Source organism: Aliamphritea ceti, from assembly GCF_024347215.1.
GTDB classification, from domain to species: domain Bacteria; phylum Pseudomonadota; class Gammaproteobacteria; order Pseudomonadales; family Balneatricaceae; genus Amphritea; species Amphritea ceti.
In genome coordinates this window covers 3,863,512-3,887,500 of the sequence record NZ_AP025282.1, presented here as the reverse complement: position 1 = coordinate 3,887,500, position 23,989 = coordinate 3,863,512, and the positions used below count along the sequence as shown (strand labels likewise).

Here is a 23,989-nt window from a genome sequence, read left to right as displayed (position 1 = left end):
CTTATTAACAGGGCTTTCCTCCAGCACTTTTTAACCGTGCTTTCTAACAGTGCTTTCAGTAGTTAAATGAATATTGTTGATTTGTCACTGACAGGCGCTAGCCGGGAAGGATTCATCCTTACCCGGCAGCAGTATGACAGCAAAGATGGTATCGATTTTAGCTACTGGCTGAAGGATGCCAACGGCGGATTTAATGTCACGATAAAAGGCCAGGAAGTGGTCTTTTTTGTTTTTGATGACGACGTATCTGAAATCCAAAGCTTACTGCACGATCTGTTAGGCTGGCGTCTCGTAGACCTTCCTTTAAAAGAACTCGAACAACGCGGTGTACATGGCTTGTATAGCCAGTCTCTGGCTGTACAGCGACAAGTAATCGAGCGCCTGACGAATGCACATATCGGCATGATGGAAGAAGATATCCGTGGTGTTGACCGTTATCTGATGGAGCGTTTTATTCAGGCGGGTGCCCGGGCAGTGATGACTGATCAGGGAATGCGTTTGCAGCCTGTGGATATCAAGCCTGAGCTTAAAATGTTGTCGTTAGATATTGAAACGACCATGCGAGCTGATCACATCTTTTCTATTGGTTTCTATGCCGATGATTTTCGCAAAGTAGTCATGATTGGTGATCCGGCTGATGATAAGGCAGAGGGTAAGCCAGTAGATGACTGGCTGATCTATGTTCCTGATGAACGCCAGTTACTAAAGGCTTTTGATCGTATTACCCGGGAATATGATCCAGATATCTTCATTGGCTGGAACGTTGTCGGCTTCGATTTCCGGGTAATATATGAACGTGCCCGTGCGTTGGGCGTGCGTTTATCGCTGGGGCGGGATAACCATCCGCTTAATGTAATGCAGTCAGGGCAGGGCAAGTGGTTTTGCCGTATTGCCGGTCGGGTAGTCGTCGACGGAATTGATACCCTTAAAGGTGCGACCTTTCAGTTTGAAAGTTTTTCGCTGGAATATGTCGCGAATCATCTCTTGGAGCGCGGTAAATTATTGGGGCATCAGGTGGATGATGGCTTAAACCGTGGCGAAGAAATTCAGCAGACATACCGGGAAAATCCACGTCTGCTGGCAGAGTATAATCTGGAAGACTGCAAGCTGGTTTGGGACATTTTTGAAAAAGCTCAGTTGCTGCATTATCTGGTAGAGCGGGGAAGATTAACCGGGCTGGCACTGGATAAAATAGGCGGTTCAGCAGCCGCTTTTGATAACCAGTATTTACCGCGATTACACCGTAAGGGATATGTCGCCCGTGTATATGCATCCGGTGCCGACATGGGCGCACCTGGCGGATTTGTCATGGATTCAACGCCTGGCTTATTTGAACATGTGCTGGTGCTGGATTTTAAGAGTCTGTATCCCAGTATTATCCTTACCTTTATGGTCGATCCTTACGGATTAGCGCAGGGAACCGGGACGGATGTACCGCCTGAGAGCCTGATTCCCGGCTTTAATAATGGTATTTTTGACCGGCGTGACAGTATCCTGCCGTCGATCATTGAAACGCTCTGGACGGCTCGCGATCAGGCCAAGGCTGAAAAAAACGCACCGCTTTCCCAAGCAATTAAGATCATCATGAATAGCTTTTACGGTGTGTTGGGGTCTAATGTCTGCCGCTTTTTTGATTCACGTTTGTCAGGTTCAATTACCTTACGTGGCCATGAAATTCTTAACCGTACAAAGGATCAGATAGAGCAGGAATTTGGCTATAAAGTTATTTATGGCGATACAGATTCCGTGTTTGTCTGGCTGGGCAATGACTTTCCGGAACAGGATGCCGCTACTGAAGGTAAGCGACTGGCGACAGAGCTGAATCGCTGGTGGCGTCAGAATTTGCGGGAAAGATTCGACATTGACTGTCATTTGGAACTTGAATTCGAAACCCACTATCAGCGCTTTTTGATGCCAACCATGCGGCATTCAGATAAAGGTACCAAGAAGCGTTATGCGGGTATTCAGTATAAGCCCGACGGTAGCCACAAAATGGTATTCAAAGGGCTGGAAAACGTCCGTTCAGACTGGACGCCTCTGGCACGTAGGGTGCAGCAGGACTTGTATGAAAAAATCTTTACTGACCAGCCTTATCTTGAATATTTGAAAGCTGTTCTGCAGGATTTGCGGGAAGGTGTGCTGGATGATGAATTAGTTTACCGAAAGCGATTACGCCGGCCGCTTGCTGACTATCAGAAGAATAAACCGCCACAGATTCAGGCGGCACATAAGCTGTGTGAACAACTGGCAAAGGAAGGTAAGCCTGATCAGATATCGGCCGGTACATACATCGAGTATGTGATAACTGTTAACGGCCCTGAACCGGCCCGTTACAGGCATTCCGCCATTGATTACCAGCATTATACGGATAAACAGCTGCTGCCAGTGATTGATACCATTCTGGTCTTTTTGGATCAGGATTTTGAATCGATGGCGACACCACAATTTAAACTGTTTTAGTTTAAGCGATCCCCGTATAACTTCTTTTTACGCTGTTATTTCTGCAGAATTTTTTAAGTAGAGCTTTGCTGTTAGAATGGCAAATAGTTGTTAACGCATCACTTTTTTCGCTTTGCGGCGGTGTTTTACAGGACATTTGAATGCTGAGTAATTCTCCGGTTTATCTCCAGGTTCGTGAACAGCTCTGGGAATGGATAACGGCTAACAGTCTGGACAGTCAGGCAAGGTTACCTGCTGAGCGTGAACTGGCAGAGCGCTTCAATACAACACGGGTTACCTTACGTCAGGCGCTGGGGCAGCTTGAGGCTGAAGGGAGAATTTACAGATCAAACCGCCGTGGGTGGTTTGTTACACCGGCACGCCTGAGCTATGAACCTAGCCGAGATGTGGGATTTACCCGTTATGTCGCAGAGCAGGGCTTTGTGCCAAAGACAGAAACCCTGACTAAGGTTCTCACAGAGACACCTGCATGGCTGGCGGATCAGTGTGAAATGACAGCTGGTTCACCTATTTACCATTTTGTTCGCCGCCGGTTTGTTGATGACCGCTGCCTGCTTGTTGAGCATAACTACGTTAACCCGCTCAAGTGTCCGGGATTACTCAATCAGGATACTGACCATTCTTTATGGAAAATGCTACGGGATACCTATCAACTGGCGCCGGCGGAACGAAAGATAGAAGTGTGCTCTCAGGCACTGGTCGGTGATGAAGCTAATATTCTTAACGTTAATCAGGGCAGCACGGGCCTGTATCTTGAACGGCTCTGTTACGACGAAAACGGTGATTTTCTGGAATTCGACCGTGAGTTCTGGCTACACGATGCGATCAAGTTGGTGGTGAATATTGATGGGTAGAGTCCTACCTATAGGATTAAATCTAATCCCAGTTCTAATATTGTTTGTCAGTTGAAGGTCAAAACAGAGCCCTAAAACTGAAAGCTACATTCCTTTGTGAGTGACGTAACATCAACCATAACTGATTCTTTAAGGGTTGATGAAAAGCTTTTATGACGAGAGTTCTTCGATTCATAATATCAAAAAAGCCTGAGCCCTTTGCAGTATCTTTATGTTAGCTACAAAGGATTCAGGCTTGACTATGTTCTCCAGACAATGGAGCAACAATATTATGGGCTAGCTTGTCATCGCTGCTTTGATTTTTTCAGGACGTAGCGGCAGTTCACGTACCCGTGCGCCACAGGCATCAAAAACTGCATTCGCCAGTGCTGCAGACGCAGGACCTTGTGATACTTCACCTACTCCAAGCGGAGCCTGATCTGGTCGGTTAATAACCTGTATGTCGACTGTCGGCGTGTTGTCCAGTTTTAAGATAGGATATGTTATCCAGTCTAAGCTGGTAATAGCATCTTCGTTATAGGTTACTTCTTCCATCAATGCCCAGCTTAAGGATTGGATAATACCGCCTTCGACCTGGTTAGCCACGCCGTCGGTATTGATAGCCTGTCCGGCATCTACCGCAGCGGTGACTTTTTCAATGGTAACTTCGCCAGTTTTCAGATCGACATCGACATCAACAACGATTGCTGTCATACCGGCGCGGTTCTTGTACCGGCTGAATGCCAGTCCACGACCTTTGCCATTGCCGCCTCTTTTGCCCGTCCAGCCGGATTTCTTGACGACTTGCTCAATAACTTCTTTGTGACGTGGGTCTGTTAGATGGCGTATACGCAATGCTGCCGGATCTTCATTTAAATCCAATGCAATTTCATCAAGGAAGCATTCCATCGCGAAGATGTTGCCATGCGCTCCCAGAGTTCTGAGCGCAGAAACCCTTAATGGCATCTCAGGAATCAGATGCTTAACGACACGTGTATTGGGGATATCATAAATCGGGTTTGCGTTGCGCTCACCGCCACCACCAAACTTCGGTGGAATATCAACAATGTCATAGCGTTTGACGGGGTTATCAAGATTCCACATTGGCAAATAAGCGGTGCCTGTACCTGCGTCCATATAGAACTGTAAGCCAGGGCGTGCGCCGTGAATACCGGTCCATACATCGTGCTCATAGCCAACTATTTTGGCTGCGTCGTCGATTGTCGCTGTTAACTCCATGCGCATAGCGGTACCACAGGGCGCCTGAGCCATTTCATCCTGGCGAGACCACATTACTTTAACGGGGCGGCCTGACGCACGTGCCAACAGCGCAGCATCCATACCAACATCATCGGCACCATTATGGCCAAAGCAACCAGCACCATGAGCGTGGATAAAGCGAATTTTCTCTTCAGGCATGCCAAGGGCGAACGCCATATCCCGGCGCCCAGGAAATACCCCCTGAGTGTGCGACCAGACTGTCAGCGTATCGCCTTCAAACTTGGCGATGCCGCATGATGGTGATGTCGCAGCATGGGCGATAAATGGACGATAATAAGAGGCAGATATCTGGCGACCTTTTGACTGGGCGAGATCACCCGTTTCAAAAAAAGTTTCTGATTTGCTTGGCAGATTTTTAATCTGACTCGGCAGATCGCTATGAGTTGGTTTTAGTGCCGGGCTATCCCATTCAGCATTGTTACTTAATACTCTTGCCGCAGCGATAGCTTGTTCTTCCCGCTCAGCGACCACTCCCAGAAAGCTACCATCCTGAACAACAGAGATAACTCCAGGCATTGTTTTAACATCAGCAGTGGCAACCTTACGTAATGTAAAGTTTGGTCGGGTAGGGCGTACGACACGGCCATGGGTCATATTAGGTAAGCGAATATCTGATATGAAGCTTTCTTTACCGGTCAGTTTGTCCTGCAAATCAATACGTGGAAGGGGTTTACCAACGAGCTTATAGGTGGATGGATCTTTAGGTGCGACTTTACCGGTCATTTTTATATCAATCGTTTTATTGGTAACGAGTGACCAGTAATTTGTTTTCGCACCGTTGCTACCGACGATTTCACCGTCCGTAACAGTCGCACCTGTTTTCTTAATCTTGGTAGTAACTGCTGCTAATCCAAGAAGGTGGTCACGGACCTCAGCACTGGCGTGCCGGATAGCCATACCACTTGTTTCTATGGATACGCTACCTGCTGTGTAAAACTCTTCTGGCGAGAGAGATGTATCCGGATTGACCATTTCAACACGGCTCATATTTACATCCAGCTCTTCCGCCACAATTTGACAGATAGCTGTTTGCACACCTTGTCCGAGTTCTGCTTTGCCTGAAAATACGGAAACCGTGCCTTCCGGATTGATACGAATCCAGGCATCAACCGTTGGGTATTTAGTTGTAATCCATGGAAGCTTGATATCAGCTGCTTGTGCGCCGCTAAAGCTCACTGGCAGCATAAAGCATGCTGTCAGACCGCCTGCTACTTTTAGAAAATTCCGTCTGGAAACACTGGATTCTTTAACATTGCTCATAAGTCTGCTGCTCCTACATTTGTTCCCAAGTCTGCACCCTGGGCACGTTTGATAGCTTTTAATACCCGTGCCTGGCTCCCGCAACGGCATAAAACATCGCTCAATGCCTGACGAATTTCTTCATCATTTGCGTTTGGGTTTTCTTTCAGAAGGCTTGTTGCTTCCATGATCATGCCGTTGGTGCAATAGCCACACTGTGCAGCTTGCTCATCTAAAAAAGCCTGTTGAAGTGCTTGCAGTTGGTTGTCGGAAACGGCCAGTCCGTCCAGAGTCGTGACGTTTTTATTTTGGATAGCGGAAACTGGCATAACACAAGAGCGAACGACTTTACCGTCAACGAGTACGCTGCAGCTGCCGCATTGAGCGATTCCACAGCCAAATTTTGGGCCGTTTTGCTCAAAGTCACCCCTTAATGCGTATAGCAGTGGTGTATCGTTAGCAGCAGTGCTTGATACCTGCTTACCGTTTAATTTAAATGTGGTCATGTCATAGTCATCCTAGTTATTTTTGATGATCAGATTATTGAATGCACCGATCCTTTTTTGTTTAAGGGATTAATTTGAGCCCTCACCTAGAAAGCCTGATTCACTGGCAGTAGCAGTGAATTCAGTTAGATCTTGTTTTGTATCGATATCAGTTTCAGCCTGCGGGAGTGAGACAGAGATCACAGCATTGGTGTGGAGGGCTAACAGAGCGCGTGCACCTGAATCAGAATTGAATTCCTGAAGTTCTGGGAAATACTGTGCTGGAAACAGGGCTGGCACGGCATTTTTTCCGGAATAACTCGATGCAACTATCTGTGTTCCATCAAACGTATCTAAGAGAGTCAGATAGTCATTTTGGCTGACCATCACCTGATCGGCGAGAGCGATCAAAATGCCATCATAGTCCGCGTGTCTGGTTATCGTGTTCACACCCTCAGCTATTGATGATCCCAGTCCCTGTTCCCAGCCGGCATGTTCAATGACATATGAATACTTATTTACAACCGGACGGATCTCATCCCGGTAGGCACCAATTACTGTGTAGAGCTTTTGTTTAAATACGGGTGTTAGCTGTTCCAGAGTGTGTTGCACCATGGATTTTCCACCAACGCAGGCGAGTTGCTTTCGCCCTCCAAACCGTGAGCTTCCCCCGGCGGCTAGTAACAGGCAGGCGATGTTCATCGAACAGTCACTAACTGAAGTTGAGGACTCCTTGATTCTGAATGCAATACAGCGTGGCACTCACCGAGAATGGAAAGCGCGATACTTTCCGGAAGTTGCCCACCTATGTTAAGTCCGGCGGGTCCTGAGACGGGACATCCTAATTCACGTTCGCTGAGCCCAGCGCATTCCAGTACCTGTTGGTAGCGATGCTTTGGCCCCAGCAGAGCAATATGCTTGAGGTCGCAGTGATGAAGGTTAAGTAAACCCTGCGCATCAAGGTCTATGTTATGGCACATCAATACTGCTGCATCGACCCGGGTTTCAGTTGCGTAATTGGAGAGAGTAACGCCGAGTTCCCGAACTACCTTGTCTACTTCCGGGAACTTTTCAGCCCTTGCATTGGCTGGTCTTGGATCCGCCAGGGTTACCCGCCAGCCCAGTTCTTTGGCTATTCGAACTAATGGAATAGCATCGATACCGCCGCCAACAACGAGTAAGTGAGGTTCAGGAACAATAGGTGTGATTAACCAACCATCTTCGATATGGCTATGTCGTAGTGGACGAAGTTCCCCTGGTTTGAAATACACTTCAAGACCGCCGATCTTCTGGTAATAAGTACCTGACTCTCTGTTTTTCAGGGCGGTAGCCACTGCCTTGAGATTCAAATCATTATCTGAAAGGAGAGGCTGTAACATGATGTAAATCTTGCCGCCACAACCGATGCCTAAATGGAAAGAGAGATCGTCTTCGTCTGTGCTGTCGTATATCAAAGTGACAGGGCGCTCTGTTGCCATCACTTTACGCGCGTTACGAATGATATCGGATTCCAGGCAACCACCACTAAGCAAACCGAACTGTTGTCCCAGGCTGTTTATTAGCATCATGGAGCCGGCTTTTCGATAGGCTGAGCCTTCAGTTTTGTAGACAGTACCTAGCACCCATTCGGTGGTGGTTTCTGTCCTTAACCAGGCAGACAGCATATGGGATAGTTGATTACTCATAAGCATTACAGTGTTCAATAAAGGCTGATTGTTTCATCTTAAAGGCCTCTTAAATGTAATTTATGTGTTGTAAACATATATTGTCTTAAACGTATAAGTCAAGTGATGCTTATTCGTGATAACTTCAAATATGTTGAATCTCAAAGCGTGTTTGGTGCGCATTGATAGGTGCTGACTGACTATTGATGGATCAAAGCAAGCAGGTAATGCTCAGTGAGAAAAGCCGACGTATCTGTTACTCCAAAGGGAAAACGCCTTATCATCGTTGTTGAAGGTATTTGGAAATATTTGTCGAACAGCCGGGAATTTCAGTTATGTTCGAAGGCTGGGAATAGACGGAGCAACCGCTAAGAAAATGGGGCTGTTATTTTGATAAGTGTTCGGTATGATGGCAACGATATACGGCTTGAACGTATATTGTTAAAAACAAATATGTGAATCAAATGACTGATCAGAATAACGAAAAAACGTTTCAGACTCCTGACCTTGTAATCGAAGAAACAGGGCAATATGTTCCTGCCCAGCATGCTTATCTGAATCTTATTCGCACAGCACAAGTGATGGGCCAGAATGTATCCGATTTACTGGCCGAGTTTGGACTTTCAGGGAAGCAGTATAACGTTTTACGTTCTATACGACGCGGTGGCACTGAGGGTTTGAGGATTTCGCAGATTAGCGAACAGATGACGGATCCAAGGGCTGATGTCACTAGGCTTATGGACCGATTGGTGCGTGATGGTCTTGTAGACAGGAAACCTGACGCGTCTGATCGCCGTGTAGTGCGTTCATTTTTAACAGACGAAGGTTCAAAAATTCTTGAATCCATTGATGTACCTCTTCTTAAAATACATCGTTCCCAGTTTGACCAGCTTTCGGAAAAGGAGCTTCAGCAGTTAAGCTATCTTCTTCAAAAAGCGCGTGGCGAAAGTTTGGACTGAGGCAATGATCTCGGTCCGTGAGTAAGTTTTATTATTTTATAATTAAACAGTTAAACGGTTAAGCAGTTAGAGAGCTTAGCACCCATTTGGGTATCTGGAGCCATTAGCAGGGGAGTGCTCTGTTAAGAAGGTTTCTTGCTTACGGATTGTTTAGGTTACTTGCTGGATTAATCCGGGCTGCAACGGCCCGCTCCCTTCTTCTTACCCCATAGCCAGTGCTGTTTCAGCAGTAAGGCTGTAGCAAATCATTATTGTTATGAAGCTCTGCTGTTTTACGGCCATGCGTATCACCTTGTTAACCATACTTGCATAAATGCAGCGGTCAACTGACTGAGACAAATCCTGTTAGCAGGGTTTTGTTATCTATATACAAACTCAAACTAATAACCTTGATTACTTATCAAGTAACTGTTCTTGCTCTGTCGTCAATGAATGTCGCAATGTATATCAATAGAACCAGGCATTTTTTGCCTGTTCACAGAGCTAATGGTTTTTAATAAAAAGTTAATAAATATCAGCTAGTTATTTTAATTCCTTTCTAAAAACAGGGCTCGTCTGGCAGCACAATACTTATCCCCAGGTTCTTCAGACTGTCTCAATTGCGGGCAGATTTCGTTTGACATGTCTGTTTATAACATTATATGTTTACAACAAATAAAATTCTTAAAAATTATAACTATTAGATTTAGGAGAATGACCGTGCTGGGAAAGATTGCGCTCGAAGAACATTTCGCTATTACCGAAACGTTGCAGGATTCTGCGGGGTTTGTACCAGACAGTTACTGGACTGAACTGAGTAGCCGATTGATGGATATTCATGACCGGAGGCTATTCGAAATGGATGCAAACGGCATTGAGATGTCAATTTTGTCATTGAATGCACCCGCTGTTCAGGCTATTCCGGATGTTCAGCATGCGATAGACGTTGCTCGTCGTGCTAATGATTATCTTGCTGATCAAATCAGTGTGCGTCCGGATCGTTTTCAGGGCTTTGCCGCGCTTCCGATGCAAGATCCCGAGGCAGCGACTGAAGAATTAACGCGCTGTGTCAAAGAGCTGGGATTCCGCGGTGCACTCGTTAATGGCTTCTCGCAAGTGGCGGGCAGCGATGAACCTCTCTATTACGATTTACCGCAATACAGGTCTTTTTGGAAAAGAGTGGAAGAGCTGGAAGTGCCGTTTTATCTCCATCCGCGAAATCCTCTGCCGCAACATTCCAAGATCTATGAAGGACATCCCTGGCTGATGGGACCTACCTGGGCTTTTGGTCAGGAGACAGCGGTTCATGCCTTACGTTTGATGGGCTCCGGACTTTTTGATGAGTACCCGAAGCTGCGTATCGTGCTGGGGCATATGGGCGAAGGTCTGCCTTATTCCATGTGGCGAATTGATAATCGAAATGCATGGGTTGAAACAACGCCTGGGTATCCTGCGAAGCGGGCCATTGCTGACTACTTTAATGAGAATTTTTACTTAACGACTTCGGGTAATTTTCGAACCCAAACTTTGATCGATGCCATGATGGAAATCAGTTCTGACCGTATTTTGTTCTCGACTGACTGGCCTTTTGAAAATGTCGACCATGCTGCGAATTGGTTTGATTCTACCAGTATCAGTGAACGTGATTTGCAAAAGATTGGCCGCCAGAATGCCATTGATTTGTTTAATTTACAGGATGTCCTGAGCAGTTCCGCTGAAAATCTGCCACTTGTGAAGTAGGTCTGTTAGCTATTCTTCAGACTAGTCATTCGTACTTCATATAAGGAGGAGCGGCGATGAGAAGACTGACTCCATTATTCAAACTGCGCAATTTACCTAAGTTAATAACGCGTTTTTTAGAGCGGTTACTTGGGCTGATTGTTATTGCAGCGGTCATTATAAACTTAGCCAACATTATCGGACGCTACGTATTTGGGAGTGCCGTTATTGGTGCAGAAGAGGCTCTGATCTATCTGATGATCGGAATCGTTTTTGCAGGAACAATTCTTGTGACGCTTCGAAATCAGCATATGAGCATGTCTATGTTTGTTGATATGGCCCCTGTTTGTATACAGAAATTTCTGCGTCGCTTTGAATGGTTAGTCATTGCGGTGTTAGCTGGCTTTGTTGCCTGGGTCGCTTTCACTGTATCGCTGCAGCTTAAAAGCTTTGGTCAGACAAGCCTCACCGCTGGCATTCCTATGTGGCTACCGCATGGTGTTGTGGCCTTAGGCTTTGGTTTATCCGCGTGCATTACCGGGTGGTTTTGCGTGCGTGGTGTCAGTGACGAGTCTGATAAAGGAGAAAATCAATGACAGCTGTTGATTGGTCGTTAGCAATTTCTCCGGTTCTGCTGCTGGTATTAGGATTTCCTATATACGTTGTGTTGCTTGGAACTGCAGCAATTACGCTTGTCTTGTTCAGTAATATTCCAAATATCGCGCTGCATCAGGCTCTGTTTGGATCTATTGAATCGTTTGCGCTTTTAGCAATACCGTTTTTTATTTTTGCCGGTGAGTTAATGTCTCGTGGTTCAATAGCAAAGCGTATTGTTGATTTAGTTGATGAGGGCTCTGGACCTGTTCGAGGCAAGATTGGACTGACAACTGTTGCCACAACCACTCTTTTTGGCGCTATATCCGGTTCTGCTCCAGCGACGGTTGCAACGGTAGGCAGGCTATTACTGCCAACGCTGCGCAATTCTGGTTATCCGGACCGTGTGTCTGCGGGCCTGTTAGCTTCTGCCGGCACTATCGGTGTTTTGATACCACCTTCAATTCCGCTCATTGTCTACGGCGTAGCTGCAAATGAATCCGTACCGCGTTTGTTTGCAGCCGGCATTCTTCCTGGCTTACTTGTCGCAGTACTTATGTCTGCGCTGGTGATCTTTCAGACCAGGGTTCACGGTATTCAGGATGGCCGGTCGTTCAACTGGCCTGCACTGAAAACCAGTATTCGCAGAGCAAGTTTTGCGTTAGTGCCTGCAGCAATCATTCTTGGTGGCATTTATGGTGGGATTTTCTCTCCGACAGAGGCGGCGGGCATTGCATGTGTAGCAGCCATCATCATTGCCTGCATCGTATATCGGGATCTGGACTGGCGCGATGTATTGGCTTGCGCAGAAAGAACTGCTTTTTTAACGGCTCAGGTCATGATCATTGTTGCTGCTGCAGGTGTTTTCTCCTGGGTATTAACGATTAATCAGGTACCACAAGAGATAGCAGGCTGGATTGCTCAGGCCGGTCTTTCTCCCTGGATGCTGCTGCTTATTGTCAATGTCGCGTTACTTTTACTCGGTGCAATTCTGGACCCGATTGCTGCCATTTTGGTTGTGACACCGCTACTCGCGCCTATTATGGCGGCCGCAGGTATCGACCTTGTCCATCTCGGCATCATTATGACGCTCAATCTTGCTATTGGGCTTTTGACCCCTCCTTTCGGATTAAGCCTGTTTATTACCCAGGGGGCACTTGGGCTGAGGCTTGGTCTTATCTTACGTGGCGTTGTACCAGTGCTTATTGTTCAGCTTTTTGCACTGGCAATCGTGACTTTCGTACCTGAATTATCGACGGCCTTGCCAAACTTTTTGTTTGCAAGATCTTAAATTAATCATAATAAGGATAAAAAATGATCATTCGACGGAAACTACTTGGATGCATACTTGGGGTCGCTGTTTTGGGATTAGGGCTTCCAGCCTTTGCACAAGAACAGACACTTAAGTTTGCTTCAGCAACACTGAACGATGTTCAGCATCAATATCAGGTTATGTTTAAAGATAAAGTCAGCAAAGAATTGCCTGACGTTGCCGTTCAGCTATATCCGGCTAGCCAGTTGGGACCGATTCCCCGAATGGTTGAAGGGGTCATGTTCGGCACAATCGAATCATTTATAACTGCGACAGCCTTCCTGAGTCAGGTCGATCCCAGATTTCAGACCTTCGATGTTGCTTCTATCTTCAAAGATCCGCTTAAAACGCGGCAGCTACTTTCATCTGATGCATTCAGGGTGAGAGCTCAAAGCTACGGAGACTCACGAAACATTCAGCCAATCTCTACTTTTGTGCACAGTCCTAATTCAATTATTTCAAAAAAACCAATCCGGTCATTGCAAGACCTGAACGGCTTGAAGGTACGTGTTCTTGGCACGCCTTTTCAAATCGAACCGATGAAAGCACTTGGAGCAACACCTGTACCAATGCCGCTATCTGAGGTTATGCCGGCACTCCAAACCGGTGCGATTGATGCTGTTATTGCAGCGCCAACAGTTGCTGCTGCCTTTCGCTACTATGACGCAGCACCTTATATGGCGATGGTTGATAGCTGGCCACTTATTGTAACCGTTGCTACTTCCAGTAATTGGCTAAATGGTCTTCCTGATGAAACTCGTGATCGTCTGCAGACTATTGCGCGAGACGTTGAATCTGAAGCTGTTCAGTGGGGGCTTAACGATGTGCAGCGTGCCGCAGATGCATGGACAGAGAACGGTGGAACATTAACGCCGCTTTCTCCGGAAGTTGAGAAGTCTCTGCAAGAAACCATTGCCAGCTCAACAGCAGGGTTAATTGAAAATAACGCTGTTCTCGCGGCTGAAGTCGACGCTCTAAATGGACTCTTACAGTAATTTTTATAAATAACTGCCTGCGAAAGTGTCATTCATAAGGGTATAGGTACCTGGGCTATCAGCCCGGGTACCCAGGGCCAAGCACAAAGTGATCTTCCAGTTTTTGTTAAATGGCTGAGCCAGGTCTTTGCTCAGTTCACCATGAGGATGTGAAATGTCGAGCTACTTTACAGAAGAGCAATCCGTTGATGCCGTGAATGAACGGGTTGATCCAAACACCAACCCCAGACTGCAGCTTGTGATGGCAAGTCTGGTGAAACACCTGCATGCGTTTACAAAAGAAGTTGAGCTTACTCAGGATGAGCTGGATCAGGCGATTAAGTTCTTAACTACAGCGGGGCATTTGTGTACTGAAGAACGTCAGGAATTCATTCTGCTCAGTGATGTTCTGGGCCTTTCAATGCTCGTTGATGCGATTAACAATCGCCGACCATCCGGGGCGACAGAGAATACAGTTTTGGGGCCGTTTCATGTCAAAGGTGCACCTGCCCGGAGTATGGGAGACAACATCTGTTTAGACGAAAAAGGCGAAAGCTGTCATTTCGAAGGTAAAGTCGTGGATATGGATGGCAATCCGATTACAGGTGCTTGCGTCGACGCATGGTCAGACAACGCCGATGGTTTCTACGATATACAACAACCGGATATTCAGCCCAAATGGAATAATCGTGGTCGTTTTATAACCGGAGAAGATGGCACATATAGCTTCTTTGGCATTAAGCCGGTCAGTTATCCAATCCCCAATGATGGCCCTGTCGGGAAATTGCTTGAAGCATTAGGACGGCATCCTTACCGGCCTGCACATATGCACTTTCTTGTCACTGCAGATGGCTATAAACAAGTCGTTACACATACCTTTTTAGGGGACGATCCTTATTTGTCTTCAGATGCTGTTTTTGGTGTAAAAGACAGCCTTATAGCCCCAATAGACAAAACTGAGGGACCTTCAGTCTGGCATTCGAAGTTCGATTTTAAACTGGTGAGAGCCACGGCTGAGTAACCTGTTACCTGATTTATTGCTGAGAAGTTTAATTTAGCCAATAGCTTTCATTTAGATATTCACGATGTCCTGTTGATCAGCTTTAGTGCTGAAATAATCAGAAGCTGCTCAGTCTGTAAGGGCCGCTTTTCCCAACAGGGAATACATGATTTTCATAACAATATCGGCTGTTCGTATGTGAAAACATGACTGGATATAACAAACAATACACATATTGAACGCATTTTAAGCCGTTCATGCTCGAGCCTATAAGGAAAAACTGAGATGCATCCTTTTGTTTATAACGCCAATCCCGGTCGGGTGATTTTTGGACCTGGCAGTCATTCTCTAATTGCCAGCGAAATTCAGGCGATGAATGCAGGTAAGGCGCTGGTACTCGCGACTCCTTCGCAAAGTGAAGCAGCACATCGTCTTTCCGATCAGTTAGGCGAACTTTCTGCTGGTGTATTCGATCAGGCTGTGATGCATGTACCAATAGAAACAGCAAAGGCTGGAATTGAAGCGGCAGATAAAATGAATGCGGGTTGCACCATTGCTGTTGGTGGTGGATCAACCATAGGTCTGGCTAAAGCCATCGCACTGGAAACCGGTAAACCTATTCTGGCAGTGCCAACGACCTATGCGGGCTCAGAAATGACGCCTATCTGGGGATTAACTGAAGAAGGGGTTAAGACCACAGGGCGTGATCCAAAGGTTTTACCGCGAACAGTTATTTATGATCCGGAATTACTGGTAACCCTGCCTGACTTTATTACCGGACCCAGTGGCATGAATGCCATCGCTCACTGTGTGGAAGCGCTTTATGCGGAAAATGCCAATCCAATTATCTCCATGATGGCGGAAGAAGGTATTCGTGCCATTGGGCGCAGTTTAGAAAACGCCGTTAAGCAACAAGAAGATATCGCTGCCCGTTCTGACACGCTTTATGGTGCGTGGCTGGCGGGTGCCTCGTTAGGTGCTGTCGGAATGGCACTTCATCATAAGCTTTGTCATACCCTGGGCGGAAGCTTCAACCTGCCACATGCGGAAGTGCATACCATCATCATTCCATATGTCACGGCTTATAACACCCTGGCAGCACCGGATGCGATTGGGCGTGTGGCCAAGGCTTTGGGTGTTGAGAAAAGCGAAGACGCTGCGGGTGCTTTATTTGATCTGAATACTGCAATTGGCGCAAAAATGACGCTGTCTGAGCTAGGCATGACTGAAGCAGATTTAGATAAGGCTGCTGATATAGCAACCCGCAATCCGTACTACAACCCGCGGCCAATAACCCGGGAAAGTATTCGACGTCTACTGGACGATGCGTTTCATGGTCGACGGCCGAACGTTGACCAGTAAAAGAGACAGAAGCTAGAGCGTTTTTATATCACTGAAGGGCTTTTCTCTTGTCGTCAGTCTGGGTTTGTTCTCGACTGACGCTGATAAGAGGGTTTCTTTTCTTAGTCTGGTAGTACATCACAAATCTCCTTAGCGGCACTTTGCAGGCTGGGGAGAATGCGTTGAATAAGTTCTTCTTCACTGATGCGGGCAGCTTGCGTGCTGACGTTTATGGCGGCGACTACCTGGCCTCGTTGGGTTAGAATAGGAACGGCTATTGAACGTAATCCCAATTCCAATTCCTGATTGACAATGGAGTACCCCTGGAGACGAGTGTTTTCCAGTTCTTCCTTAATCTTGGTAGGTTCTGTAAAGGTATATTCGGTAAATTGTTTTAATTCACTACGTGTCAGAATGTCATCAATTTCGTAGCTGCTTTTAGTGGCCATTAAGACACGGCCCATTGATGTTACGAATGCAGGTAGCCGTGTGCCAACGTTGAGCGAAACAGACATGATATGATGGGTTAGATGGCGTGCGATATAGACGACATCTGTGCCGTTTAGGACGCATACAGAGCAAGACTCTCCTGTTTTTTTGCTTACTTCTTCAATAAATGGCTGAACGGTATCGACAATGGGCTGGGAAGCTAAATAAGCATATCCGAGTTCAAGTATTGTGGGCGAGAGCCAGAAAAGTTTTCCATCAGATTCGACATGGCCTAGTGCATTTAATGTAAACAGAAAGCGACGTGCGGCTGCACGGTTCAGGTCTGTCCGCTTGGCAACTTCGGTCAGTGTGAGCCGACTATGATTGCTATCAAAGGCTTTAATTACCTTTAGCCCACGGGCTAAGGATGTTACGAAGTCTTTCATTTCAGAAAGATTCGATATGTCTTGGTTCATTAACCCAAATCCTCAATATATTACATATAGCATGCAGTTCGGTATGCGAACAGGTGTGAGGTTATCAATTCATCTACATATTCACTAGTTATTTTTTCTGGTTTGAAAATAAATATTCAACTTTTCGATTAAATGTATTCAAGATTTAGTCATTAAATATGCACAGCTGTACGGATACTGATTGTTGTAATACTTATGAATATCTTATGGTTTTTATCTATGAGGTTTTCAGGTTTTATTTTCCCAAGTAAATTTAAATTTTATATGCGATGTTTGTAAGTCATTTAATCATAAATGTGAGTGTTGTGGATTGAATCAATAAATCATATTGAAGCCGTTGAGTGTTTCGTGTGATTTAAGCATTTACGATGCCTGAATCTGATCTTTTAATTTCCCGAAGCGGTCATAAAGGTAGTTAGCAAAAAGCCTAATAGCTGGTGTTGATGGCATTTGTTCGGATTGAATAAGGCCAAACAGACGGTTGGGGGAGCTCAGAATCATAGGTAAGGCTTGTATTTGGTTTGTATCACGTAGTGAGAATACAACGGTATGCGGTAGTGCTGTGAGGCAGTCTGAGCGTTTTAGATGATTCAGTACGCTACCAAATGATCCACAGGAGTAGGTAATTCTGATTTTTTCGATACCCATAGAAGCCAACATGTTTTTTAAATCCGCGTTTAAGGGGCTGTTGGGGGGAGGGGCGATCCAGGGGTATTTAAGTATGTCTTCAACAGCCAGTGTAGTTTTTTCACTCAAGGGGTGATCTGAGCGGCAGGCTAAAACATTATGGGCCCGAATTAACGGGGTAAATGCAAGGTCGTTATTTTGGTCTAAAGGATCAACTGGGCAGAGTGCTATGTCAGCCTGGGCTGAACGAATCATGGAAATTACTTCAGCAGGGTAGCCGTGTATTTGATCAACTCTTACCCGGGGGTGTAAAGCTTGAAAATCGGCAATGATGCCTGCGACTAAAGCATCCATAAAAAATGGTGGGCCAGCTAAGCGAATCGTTCCCTGCTCCCCTTTTCTGAATTCATCGAGGCTGTCTGCTGCCTTATTGGTAGCGGCAAGAATTGTCCGTCCCTGTTCAGCCAGGGTTACGCAAACCGGAGTTGGTTGTAGGGGACGACGTTTGTGAAAAAAAAGAGGTTCGCCCAGCCGTGTTTCGAGTGTAGCCACCATTCTAGATAATGCTGGTTGGCTGGTGCCCAATTGTGCAGCGGCTTCAGTAAAGCCGCCGCATTTAATAATCGCAGCAAGTTGCATGAGGTGTCGCGGGTCTATCTTCATATCAATTTGGTATGTTGTTGGCCTTTATTGTCATTTTACATTATCAGGCATCTCTTTAAGCTGTAAACAACAGTCGAGAGTTTTTAACCTTCGAAAGAATACAGATTGTATAGAGCATGTTGGATATACCCGTGTGGAGCGGGGCAGCGAGTTTAATATCTGTACGCTGTGGAACATGTGTGATGAAACAAGTTGCCAAAAATTACTGGTTTGTTATGGGGCCTTTAAATGACTTGTTTTTATACAAAGAGTGACCCGTCATGGATGTGCGTTTCTGATTAAAACGCATCAGGTATTACTAATACCTGTAGTTTTCCTCTGCTTCATAAGAGGTGTTTACAGGTTGCTAATTACTTTTTGTCAGATATGTAAATGCTGAATATTCCGGCAGGGCTAAGTGTGTTTGATGGGCCGGTTTTCCCCTTTAGACGGGCTCAGAGAAAGATTATAAAAATAATTAACAAAAGGAAATATCATGAAAAAAATATCAACTACCGCTGTTGTTCTTGCTGGTGCCCTGGTTTCATCTAGTGTATCTGCGGAGCAAATCTGGAGCGACTTTAATATCGCTTATTTGGATGGCTCGGATCATGAGCTTGGTGATGGTAACCGCCAAGTTATAACCTTCGAACATGCCAGCGGCCATGATTGGGGTGACACATTCTTCTTTATGGATCGTTCTATGTCAGACAATGGCACGAATGAAACGTACTTTGAATTACAGCCGCGTTTAAGCCTTAGCTACCTGACGGGTTCAGATCTTTCTTTTGGACCAGTAAAGGATGTATACCTGGCATCTCAATGGGAAAGTAAGAGCGACAGCAATGGTGGCTTTGATAATTACATGGCTGGTGTGGGTGTGAGCTTGGACGTACCAGGTTTTCAATTCTTTAAAGCTAATCTGTACCAAGTAAGTAATGACACCAAAAAGAGTGATATGCAGCTTACGCTAGGTTGGGGCGCACCGTTTGAGATTGGTAATGCTGAATTCTTATATGATGGTTTTATCGACTTGACGTCATCTGAAGATGAAGCAAATCATGCTACTGAGATGAACTTTACGTCTCAGCTAAAATGGAATGTGGGTAAAGCAATGGGTACTAAGAAGCCAGTATACGTCGGTGTTGAGTATGCATACTGGAATAATAAATTTGGTGTTGAAGGCGTTGATGAGCGTAGCCCTTCTTTATTGCTCAAGGTGCACTTCTAAGTATTGATCGTCGAAAGCAAGCTAGGGTTAGTGACAACTGCCTAATCTTAGTTTGTTTAATTAGTTTATTTACTTCCTCTTTTTTATCTATATTTCAACACCTTCCCGTTTTACTGATATTTAAGTCTTTATTTCCTGGTTTCCATTTTCTGCCTGTGTAGCGGTTTTATAAGCCAATAGTCTCTCTTGTTTATTTGATTTCTGTTGACAGTAGCTCTTATTCGGACGCTGTTTCATATAAAAAATATTGCGTTCGAAATGCGTACTATTGTACGCTATGAGAACTAAGTGATTGGTTTGATCCTGCTGTGGTCGGAAAAGCATTAATAAGAAGGTGTAAATAAGATGAAAGTTGTTCCAATAATTTCTCTTGAAGAGGCTGCTAAAAAAGTTAATAGCGGTGATGTTATGTTGGTAGGTGGCTTTGGAATGACTGGTAACCCTGTTCATCTTCTTCATGCCATTGCAGAAACAGATACTAAAGATTTGACGTATATCGGTAACAATGTTGGTGAGCCCGGTTTAGGCGGAGGCCGTTTATTACGTAACGGTCAGATTAAAAAGGCTATCGGTTCATACTTCACCAGTAATCGTGAAGCTGTTGAGGCTGCTCAGTCTGGCAAGATGGTTGTTGAGTTGCTACCTCAGGGGACTCTGGGTGAAGCGATGCGGGCTGGTGGTGCTGGTATTGGTGGCTTTTTTACACCTACCTCAGCAGGAACACCTCTCGCTAAAGGTCGAGAATCGCGAATGATCGACGGCGTTGAGATGGTTTATATTCCTGCCATTAAAGGTGACGTTGCTCTAATTCGCGCCTGGAAAGCCGACGCTGCCGGAAACCTGGTTTACCGGATGACAGAGAACAATTTCAACCACAGTGCTGCGACTGCTGCGAAGCTGGTGATTGCCGAAGTAGAAACAATTGTTCCTGTCGGAGACATTGATCCAAATAGTGTACACACCCCAGGATGCTTCATAGATTATCTGGTTGAGGCGAAGCTTACAGAAGCAGATTTGGGTTCCTCAGCATCTGTATCTGCAAGTGCCAAGAAAGTGGATGAAAGCAGATTGAATATGGCGCGTGAGGCGTTATCAGAATTAACCCCTGGTGATGTCGTTAATCTGGGGATTGGTGTACCCACCTTAGTCGCCGATCTTATAACACCTGAGCATGGCATCAGTATGCATACCGAAAATGGGATGCTGGGTGTGGGCCCGGAGCCTGAATCAGGAGGGGCAATGGATTATCCGGTGAACGCAGGTAAGGTTCCCATTACTGCATTGCCCGGAGCCAGTTATTTTGACAGCTCTACGTCGTTCGGAATGATTCGTGGTGGGCATGTAGACGTCGCGATTATGGGCGGCTTACAGGTGGATGCTGACGCAAATTTAGCTAACTGGGCCGTTCCGGGTAAACCATTATTGGGTGTCGGTGGAGCGATGGATCTCGCTTCAGGTGCAGAGCGTCTAATTATTACTATGACCCATACAGACCGTGAAGGTAATTCTAAGGTAGTACCTTCCTGTACGTTACCACTGACCACTAAAGGCGCCGTCAATGTACTGATAACCGAGCTGGCAAAGTTCAGATTTGATCAGGGCAAAATGCTGCTCGTCAAAGTTTTGCCAGGTGCCACGTTTGAGGAAATACAGGCAAAAACCGGTGCTTACTATGAAGTTGCTCTGGAAGCTGAAGGCAATGTCAGGACGCTTAATTAACGCTAGTCCGGGCATGTTGTAAAAGGCACATCCTAATCTGGAGAATGAGTAATGAAAGAAGTCTTTATCTGTGATGCTGTACGTACGCCTATTGGGCGTTACGGTGGTGCTTTGTCCAAGGTTCGGACAGATGACCTGGGGGCCGTTCCGCTAAAGGCACTGATGGAAAGTAATCCAGGCATTGAATGGGATAAGGTTGATGAACTTATCTATGGCTGTGCGAATCAGGCCGGAGAGGATAATCGAAATGTCGGTCGTATGTCCTTGCTGTTAGCGGGTTTGCCAACATCAGTTCCTGCAACAACCGTAAATCGTCTTTGTGGTTCTGGAATGGACGCTATCGGGATTGGAGCCAGGGCGATCAAAGCTGGCGAAGCGGAGTTGATCATTGCTGGTGGGGTTGAGTCGATGTCCAGAGCGCCCTTGGTGATGGGCAAAGCTGAAACTGCATTTTCGAGAACACCTGATGGTTTGCATGATACGACTATTGGCTGGCGCTTTATTAATAAAAAAATGCAAGCGGAGTATGGTGTTGATTCAATGCCGGAAACGGCTGAAAACGTGGCTGAGCAATTTAAGATATCCAGAGAAGATCAGGATCTCTTTGCATTTCGAAGTCAGCAGAAAACCAAAGCTGCAATGGATGCCAAGCTATTTGATGACGAAATAGTACCTGTGAGCATTCCGCAACGTAAAGGCGAACCACTGGTTGTCTCTACAGACGAACATCCCCGCGCTGATACTACCCTTGAAGGTCTGGCGAAGCTGCGAGCGCCTTTTCGTGAAGGAGGCTCGGTAACAGCAGGCAATGCATCTGGTGTAAATGATGGTGCCTGCGCTGTGATTCTGGCGTCAAAAGATGCAGTGGAACGCTATGGTTTGAAACCACGGGCGAAAGTCATAGCCATGACTACTGCGGGTGTTGAGCCGCGGATTATGGGGTTTGGTCCGGCTCCAGCGACTAAGAAACTCCTGAGCTTTACAGGAATATCATTGAAGCAGGTGGATTTAGTCGAGCTAAATGAAGCGTTTGCTTCTCAGGCGCTTGCCACTATGCGGGATCTTGGTCTTAAAGATGATGATCCACGTGTCAATCCGAATGGCGGTGCTATCGCACTGGGGCATCCATTAGGTATGAGTGGCGCGCGTCTGGTTACCACGGCGGTTAATCAACTGGAAAGAAGTGGTGGGCGATTAGCGATATGCACGATGTGCATTGGTGTTGGTCAGGGCATTGCGATGATGATTGAACGTAATTAAATAGTGTTCAGGCTGAAGTAGAGTAAACAAAATTTTAACGATAGTCGTTTATTAAGCCTCTGTAGGAGGCTGTATTTTCTTAGTAGATAAGTATCGCTTTATGAGACGAATGTAATCTCAGGGTTTAATCCGTATATTATTTTTTAATTTGTTTGTTTTAATAGGCGGTTAATTTTTATTACTACAATACACGGAGAAATAAATAATGTTTACACCGAGAATTTCTGTTTATTTTATTGTTCGATTATTAACCTGTGGGATATGGATTTCAGCAGGTTTACATAAGTTATTTAATAGCGGGTTTCATATTAAAGGAATCGAGCTACATGGTATGGCATTTGCCGCCACAGCAATATTTATAGTGGTTTTATTAATTGAGCTGGGTGGCAGTCTGCTTGTTCTTTTTAATAAATATGTATGGGCAGTATGTATCGTTTGGATTGGATTCCTGTTTCCGGCAAGTATTCTCTACCATGCTGGTTGGATCCCAGATTTTTTAGCAGTAAATTTTGTAGGCAGTCCACCAGGCTTTTCGCCATTTACAAACATGGTTGCTTTTTTTAAAAACGTTTCAATTGCAGGGGGCCTGCTAGCATTAATTTATCTCGATCAGTCTAAACCTACATGGTTGCGAAATATTTTAGAAAGATCTGGCTCAAAATAAAGCTGAGTTAAGCGCTTATTGAGGCTCTTGAGTAGCTATATACTTTGGTGTTTATTAATCGATAAATATACTCAGTTTAATACAGCAATGATTATTGTAACGACAGTTAATGTTTGTGTTTTTATATGTATATAAGATGCTTTCTGATTGTTTATTTGTGAATGGAAGAAACAATTAAATAAATGATTGTTAGCTGTGTTAGTAAAAGAAATTTTTGTGCAATTTAATATGTTTTTAAACATTATCATGCTTGCTGAAAAATGAAGGAATTGAAATGAAGTTGTTAAAATGTCTTTCCTCTGCAGTAATAATTATGGGGATATCATTGAGTGTGCCAGCGACAGAAGGGCGGGAAGTAGCAGGACACCTCAGGTTAATAGACGACTTAGATCGTCCTCAGGATGGTTATTGTCTGGATATAGCAGGTTCAGGCTCTTACGTACGTTTTGATTTGCCGATGACAGCACATAACTGTAAACCGGGTTTATATGCTGATGAGGCTGTTGTGCTTGATGCAAATGGCTATATCAGATTCCCGGCTTACGGGAAGTGTGTGACAGTTGCTGGTATTAATTCGCGCGCTTTACCGGGCGCTTCTGTGCTTGCCAGAGATTGCGGTGAACGGTCTCCTTTCCTGGATGCGGAACTGCTGCAAAAATTTGAATTGAATGAAGAAGGGTTTGTTGAGTTAAACAACTCAGGTCTGTGTTTAACAACAGGTCGAACTTCAGATTCTACTTACGCTGCTGACCATCGTTGGCGCCCACTTTTTGTCGAAGAGTGTGCCGTTGTAAATCCTGCTCACTCACGTTGGAAATTCTCTATACCGGAATAGCTTTAGTCCAGGTATGTTTAGTTGTCCTCGAAGCTAGTAAGTGACATTAGTTAATCTTGCTAATACGCCGGCAGTGAGCTTAAAAATAGTTGTTACATCTAAGTAGTTTCATGTATGTGCGATGCTCTTTAAGGAGACTTTGACACGGAGTCATAGCACCATTTTCAGTCAGCTCCATGTTTATGAGGCCTGAACTGCACCATATGATCTGATGCTTAATAAAGGGAGTATTGCCAATCCGGTGTAAGTGATCATTTGTTTGCTCG

The 23,989-nt window shown here is 45.4% G+C and carries 20 protein-coding genes; 14 read left to right on the top strand and 6 right to left on the bottom strand.

Annotated features, from left to right (window positions below; all coding sequences use genetic code 11):
• Positions 1-66 precede the first annotated feature (66 nt).
• Both OCU49_RS17780 and OCU49_RS17775 read left to right on the top strand, forming a co-directional pair.
• Complete coding sequence (locus tag OCU49_RS17780; protein WP_261841901.1) at positions 67-2,460, top strand: DNA polymerase II; 2,394 nt, start codon at positions 67-69, stop codon at positions 2,458-2,460.
• A gap of 140 nt (positions 2,461-2,600) precedes the next feature.
• On the top strand, positions 2,601-3,314 hold the full coding sequence (locus tag OCU49_RS17775) for a UTRA domain-containing protein (protein ID WP_261841900.1): 714 nt from the start codon (positions 2,601-2,603) through the stop codon (positions 3,312-3,314).
• A gap of 276 nt (positions 3,315-3,590) precedes the next feature.
• Here OCU49_RS17775 and OCU49_RS17770 read toward each other — a convergent pair whose 3' ends face one another.
• The 4 genes from OCU49_RS17770 to OCU49_RS17755 all read right to left on the bottom strand — a co-directional run bounded on the left by OCU49_RS17770 (position 3,591) and on the right by OCU49_RS17755 (position 7,983).
• Complete coding sequence (locus tag OCU49_RS17770) at positions 3,591-5,834, bottom strand: xanthine dehydrogenase family protein molybdopterin-binding subunit (RefSeq protein ID WP_261841899.1); 2,244 nt, start codon at positions 5,832-5,834, stop codon at positions 3,591-3,593.
• The gene (locus tag OCU49_RS17765; RefSeq protein WP_261841898.1) at positions 5,831-6,319 is read right to left on the bottom strand and encodes a (2Fe-2S)-binding protein; all 489 of its coding nucleotides are present in this window, start codon (positions 6,317-6,319) and stop codon (positions 5,831-5,833) included. The genes OCU49_RS17770 and OCU49_RS17765 overlap by 4 nt, the downstream gene beginning before the upstream one ends.
• 69 nt (positions 6,320-6,388) lie before the next feature.
• Complete coding sequence (locus tag OCU49_RS17760) at positions 6,389-7,000, bottom strand: nucleotidyltransferase family protein (RefSeq protein WP_261841897.1); 612 nt, start codon at positions 6,998-7,000, stop codon at positions 6,389-6,391.
• Positions 6,997-7,983: an XdhC family protein gene (locus OCU49_RS17755; RefSeq protein WP_261841896.1), complete on the bottom strand. Its 987-nt coding sequence runs from the start codon at positions 7,981-7,983 to the stop codon at positions 6,997-6,999. The genes OCU49_RS17760 and OCU49_RS17755 overlap by 4 nt, the downstream gene beginning before the upstream one ends.
• A gap of 443 nt (positions 7,984-8,426) precedes the next feature.
• Here OCU49_RS17755 and OCU49_RS17750 point away from each other — a divergent pair, with 443 nt between their 5' ends.
• The 7 genes from OCU49_RS17750 to OCU49_RS17720 all read left to right on the top strand — a co-directional run bounded on the left by OCU49_RS17750 (position 8,427) and on the right by OCU49_RS17720 (position 15,861).
• On the top strand, positions 8,427-8,921 hold the full coding sequence (locus OCU49_RS17750; protein WP_261841895.1) for a MarR family winged helix-turn-helix transcriptional regulator: 495 nt from the start codon (positions 8,427-8,429) through the stop codon (positions 8,919-8,921).
• A 699-nt stretch (positions 8,922-9,620) separates the two neighbouring features.
• Positions 9,621-10,640: an amidohydrolase family protein gene (locus tag OCU49_RS17745; protein WP_261841894.1), complete on the top strand. Its 1,020-nt coding sequence runs from the start codon at positions 9,621-9,623 to the stop codon at positions 10,638-10,640.
• 56 nt (positions 10,641-10,696) lie between these two features.
• Positions 10,697-11,215: a TRAP transporter small permease gene (locus tag OCU49_RS17740; protein ID WP_261841893.1), complete on the top strand. Its 519-nt coding sequence runs from the start codon at positions 10,697-10,699 to the stop codon at positions 11,213-11,215.
• Positions 11,212-12,504 (top strand): TRAP transporter large permease, encoded by a 1,293-nt coding sequence (locus OCU49_RS17735; RefSeq protein ID WP_261841892.1) that lies wholly within the window; start codon positions 11,212-11,214, stop codon positions 12,502-12,504. The genes OCU49_RS17740 and OCU49_RS17735 overlap by 4 nt, the downstream gene beginning before the upstream one ends.
• A 23-nt stretch (positions 12,505-12,527) precedes the next feature.
• Complete coding sequence (locus OCU49_RS17730) at positions 12,528-13,520, top strand: TRAP transporter substrate-binding protein (protein WP_261841891.1); 993 nt, start codon at positions 12,528-12,530, stop codon at positions 13,518-13,520.
• Between the two features lie 154 nt (positions 13,521-13,674).
• Entirely contained in the window at positions 13,675-14,520 is an 846-nt protein-coding gene (locus tag OCU49_RS17725) for a dioxygenase family protein (RefSeq protein ID WP_261841890.1), read from the top strand.
• A gap of 264 nt (positions 14,521-14,784) precedes the next feature.
• Positions 14,785-15,861 carry a maleylacetate reductase gene (locus tag OCU49_RS17720; protein WP_261841889.1) on the top strand — a complete coding sequence of 359 codons (1,077 nt, stop codon included), beginning with the start codon at positions 14,785-14,787 and terminating at the stop codon, positions 15,859-15,861.
• 101 nt (positions 15,862-15,962) lie between these two features.
• Here the strand turns inward: OCU49_RS17720 and OCU49_RS17715 are convergent, their stop codons facing one another.
• Positions 15,963-16,745 carry an IclR family transcriptional regulator gene (locus OCU49_RS17715; protein ID WP_261841888.1) on the bottom strand — a complete coding sequence of 261 codons (783 nt, stop codon included), beginning with the start codon at positions 16,743-16,745 and terminating at the stop codon, positions 15,963-15,965.
• Between the two features lie 363 nt (positions 16,746-17,108).
• On the bottom strand, positions 17,109-18,011 hold the full coding sequence (locus OCU49_RS17710) for a LysR family transcriptional regulator (protein ID WP_261841887.1): 903 nt from the start codon (positions 18,009-18,011) through the stop codon (positions 17,109-17,111).
• 499 nt (positions 18,012-18,510) lie between these two features.
• On the opposite strand from OCU49_RS17710, the gene OCU49_RS17705 reads away from it, so the two are divergent.
• From OCU49_RS17705 to OCU49_RS17685, 5 genes are all read left to right on the top strand, one after another.
• Entirely contained in the window at positions 18,511-19,245 is a 735-nt protein-coding gene (locus OCU49_RS17705; RefSeq protein ID WP_261841886.1) for an outer membrane protein OmpK, read from the top strand.
• 345 nt (positions 19,246-19,590) lie between these two features.
• Entirely contained in the window at positions 19,591-20,964 is a 1,374-nt protein-coding gene (locus OCU49_RS17700) for a 3-oxoacid CoA-transferase (RefSeq protein ID WP_261841885.1), read from the top strand.
• A 51-nt stretch (positions 20,965-21,015) separates the two neighbouring features.
• Positions 21,016-22,224, top strand: a complete 1,209-nt coding sequence (gene pcaF, locus OCU49_RS17695; protein WP_261841884.1) for a 3-oxoadipyl-CoA thiolase — start codon at positions 21,016-21,018, stop codon at positions 22,222-22,224.
• 205 nt (positions 22,225-22,429) lie between these two features.
• Complete coding sequence (locus tag OCU49_RS17690) at positions 22,430-22,888, top strand: DoxX family protein (RefSeq protein WP_261841883.1); 459 nt, start codon at positions 22,430-22,432, stop codon at positions 22,886-22,888.
• Positions 22,889-23,162: 274 nt separating this feature from the next.
• Positions 23,163-23,723, top strand: a complete 561-nt coding sequence (locus OCU49_RS17685; RefSeq protein ID WP_261841882.1) for an RICIN domain-containing protein — start codon at positions 23,163-23,165, stop codon at positions 23,721-23,723.
• Positions 23,724-23,989: the final 266 nt, after the last annotated feature.

Excerpts from the sequence above, each read along its gene's own strand:
- OCU49_RS17780 (WP_261841901.1), top strand. The coding sequence starts at position 67 with ATGAATATTGTTGATTTGTCACTGACAGGCGCTAGCCGGGAAGGATTC.
- OCU49_RS17775 (WP_261841900.1), top strand. The coding sequence starts at position 2,601 with ATGCTGAGTAATTCTCCGGTTTATCTCCAGGTTCGTGAACAGCTCTGG.
- OCU49_RS17770 (WP_261841899.1), bottom strand. The coding sequence starts at position 5,834 with ATGAGCAATGTTAAAGAATCCAGTGTTTCCAGACGGAATTTTCTAAAA.
- OCU49_RS17765 (WP_261841898.1), bottom strand. The coding sequence starts at position 6,319 with ATGACCACATTTAAATTAAACGGTAAGCAGGTATCAAGCACTGCTGCT.
- OCU49_RS17760 (WP_261841897.1), bottom strand. The coding sequence starts at position 7,000 with ATGAACATCGCCTGCCTGTTACTAGCCGCCGGGGGAAGCTCACGGTTT.
- OCU49_RS17755 (WP_261841896.1), bottom strand. The coding sequence starts at position 7,983 with ATGAGTAATCAACTATCCCATATGCTGTCTGCCTGGTTAAGGACAGAA.
- OCU49_RS17750 (WP_261841895.1), top strand. The coding sequence starts at position 8,427 with ATGACTGATCAGAATAACGAAAAAACGTTTCAGACTCCTGACCTTGTA.
- OCU49_RS17740 (WP_261841893.1), top strand. The coding sequence starts at position 10,697 with ATGAGAAGACTGACTCCATTATTCAAACTGCGCAATTTACCTAAGTTA.
- OCU49_RS17735 (WP_261841892.1), top strand. The coding sequence starts at position 11,212 with ATGACAGCTGTTGATTGGTCGTTAGCAATTTCTCCGGTTCTGCTGCTG.
- OCU49_RS17730 (WP_261841891.1), top strand. The coding sequence starts at position 12,528 with ATGATCATTCGACGGAAACTACTTGGATGCATACTTGGGGTCGCTGTT.
- OCU49_RS17725 (WP_261841890.1), top strand. The coding sequence starts at position 13,675 with ATGTCGAGCTACTTTACAGAAGAGCAATCCGTTGATGCCGTGAATGAA.
- OCU49_RS17720 (WP_261841889.1), top strand. The coding sequence starts at position 14,785 with ATGCATCCTTTTGTTTATAACGCCAATCCCGGTCGGGTGATTTTTGGA.
- OCU49_RS17715 (WP_261841888.1), bottom strand. The coding sequence starts at position 16,745 with ATGAACCAAGACATATCGAATCTTTCTGAAATGAAAGACTTCGTAACA.
- OCU49_RS17710 (WP_261841887.1), bottom strand. The coding sequence starts at position 18,011 with ATGCAACTTGCTGCGATTATTAAATGCGGCGGCTTTACTGAAGCCGCT.
- OCU49_RS17705 (WP_261841886.1), top strand. The coding sequence starts at position 18,511 with ATGAAAAAAATATCAACTACCGCTGTTGTTCTTGCTGGTGCCCTGGTT.
- OCU49_RS17700 (WP_261841885.1), top strand. The coding sequence starts at position 19,591 with ATGAAAGTTGTTCCAATAATTTCTCTTGAAGAGGCTGCTAAAAAAGTT.
- pcaF (WP_261841884.1), top strand. The coding sequence starts at position 21,016 with ATGAAAGAAGTCTTTATCTGTGATGCTGTACGTACGCCTATTGGGCGT.
- OCU49_RS17690 (WP_261841883.1), top strand. The coding sequence starts at position 22,430 with ATGTTTACACCGAGAATTTCTGTTTATTTTATTGTTCGATTATTAACC.
- OCU49_RS17685 (WP_261841882.1), top strand. The coding sequence starts at position 23,163 with ATGAAGTTGTTAAAATGTCTTTCCTCTGCAGTAATAATTATGGGGATA.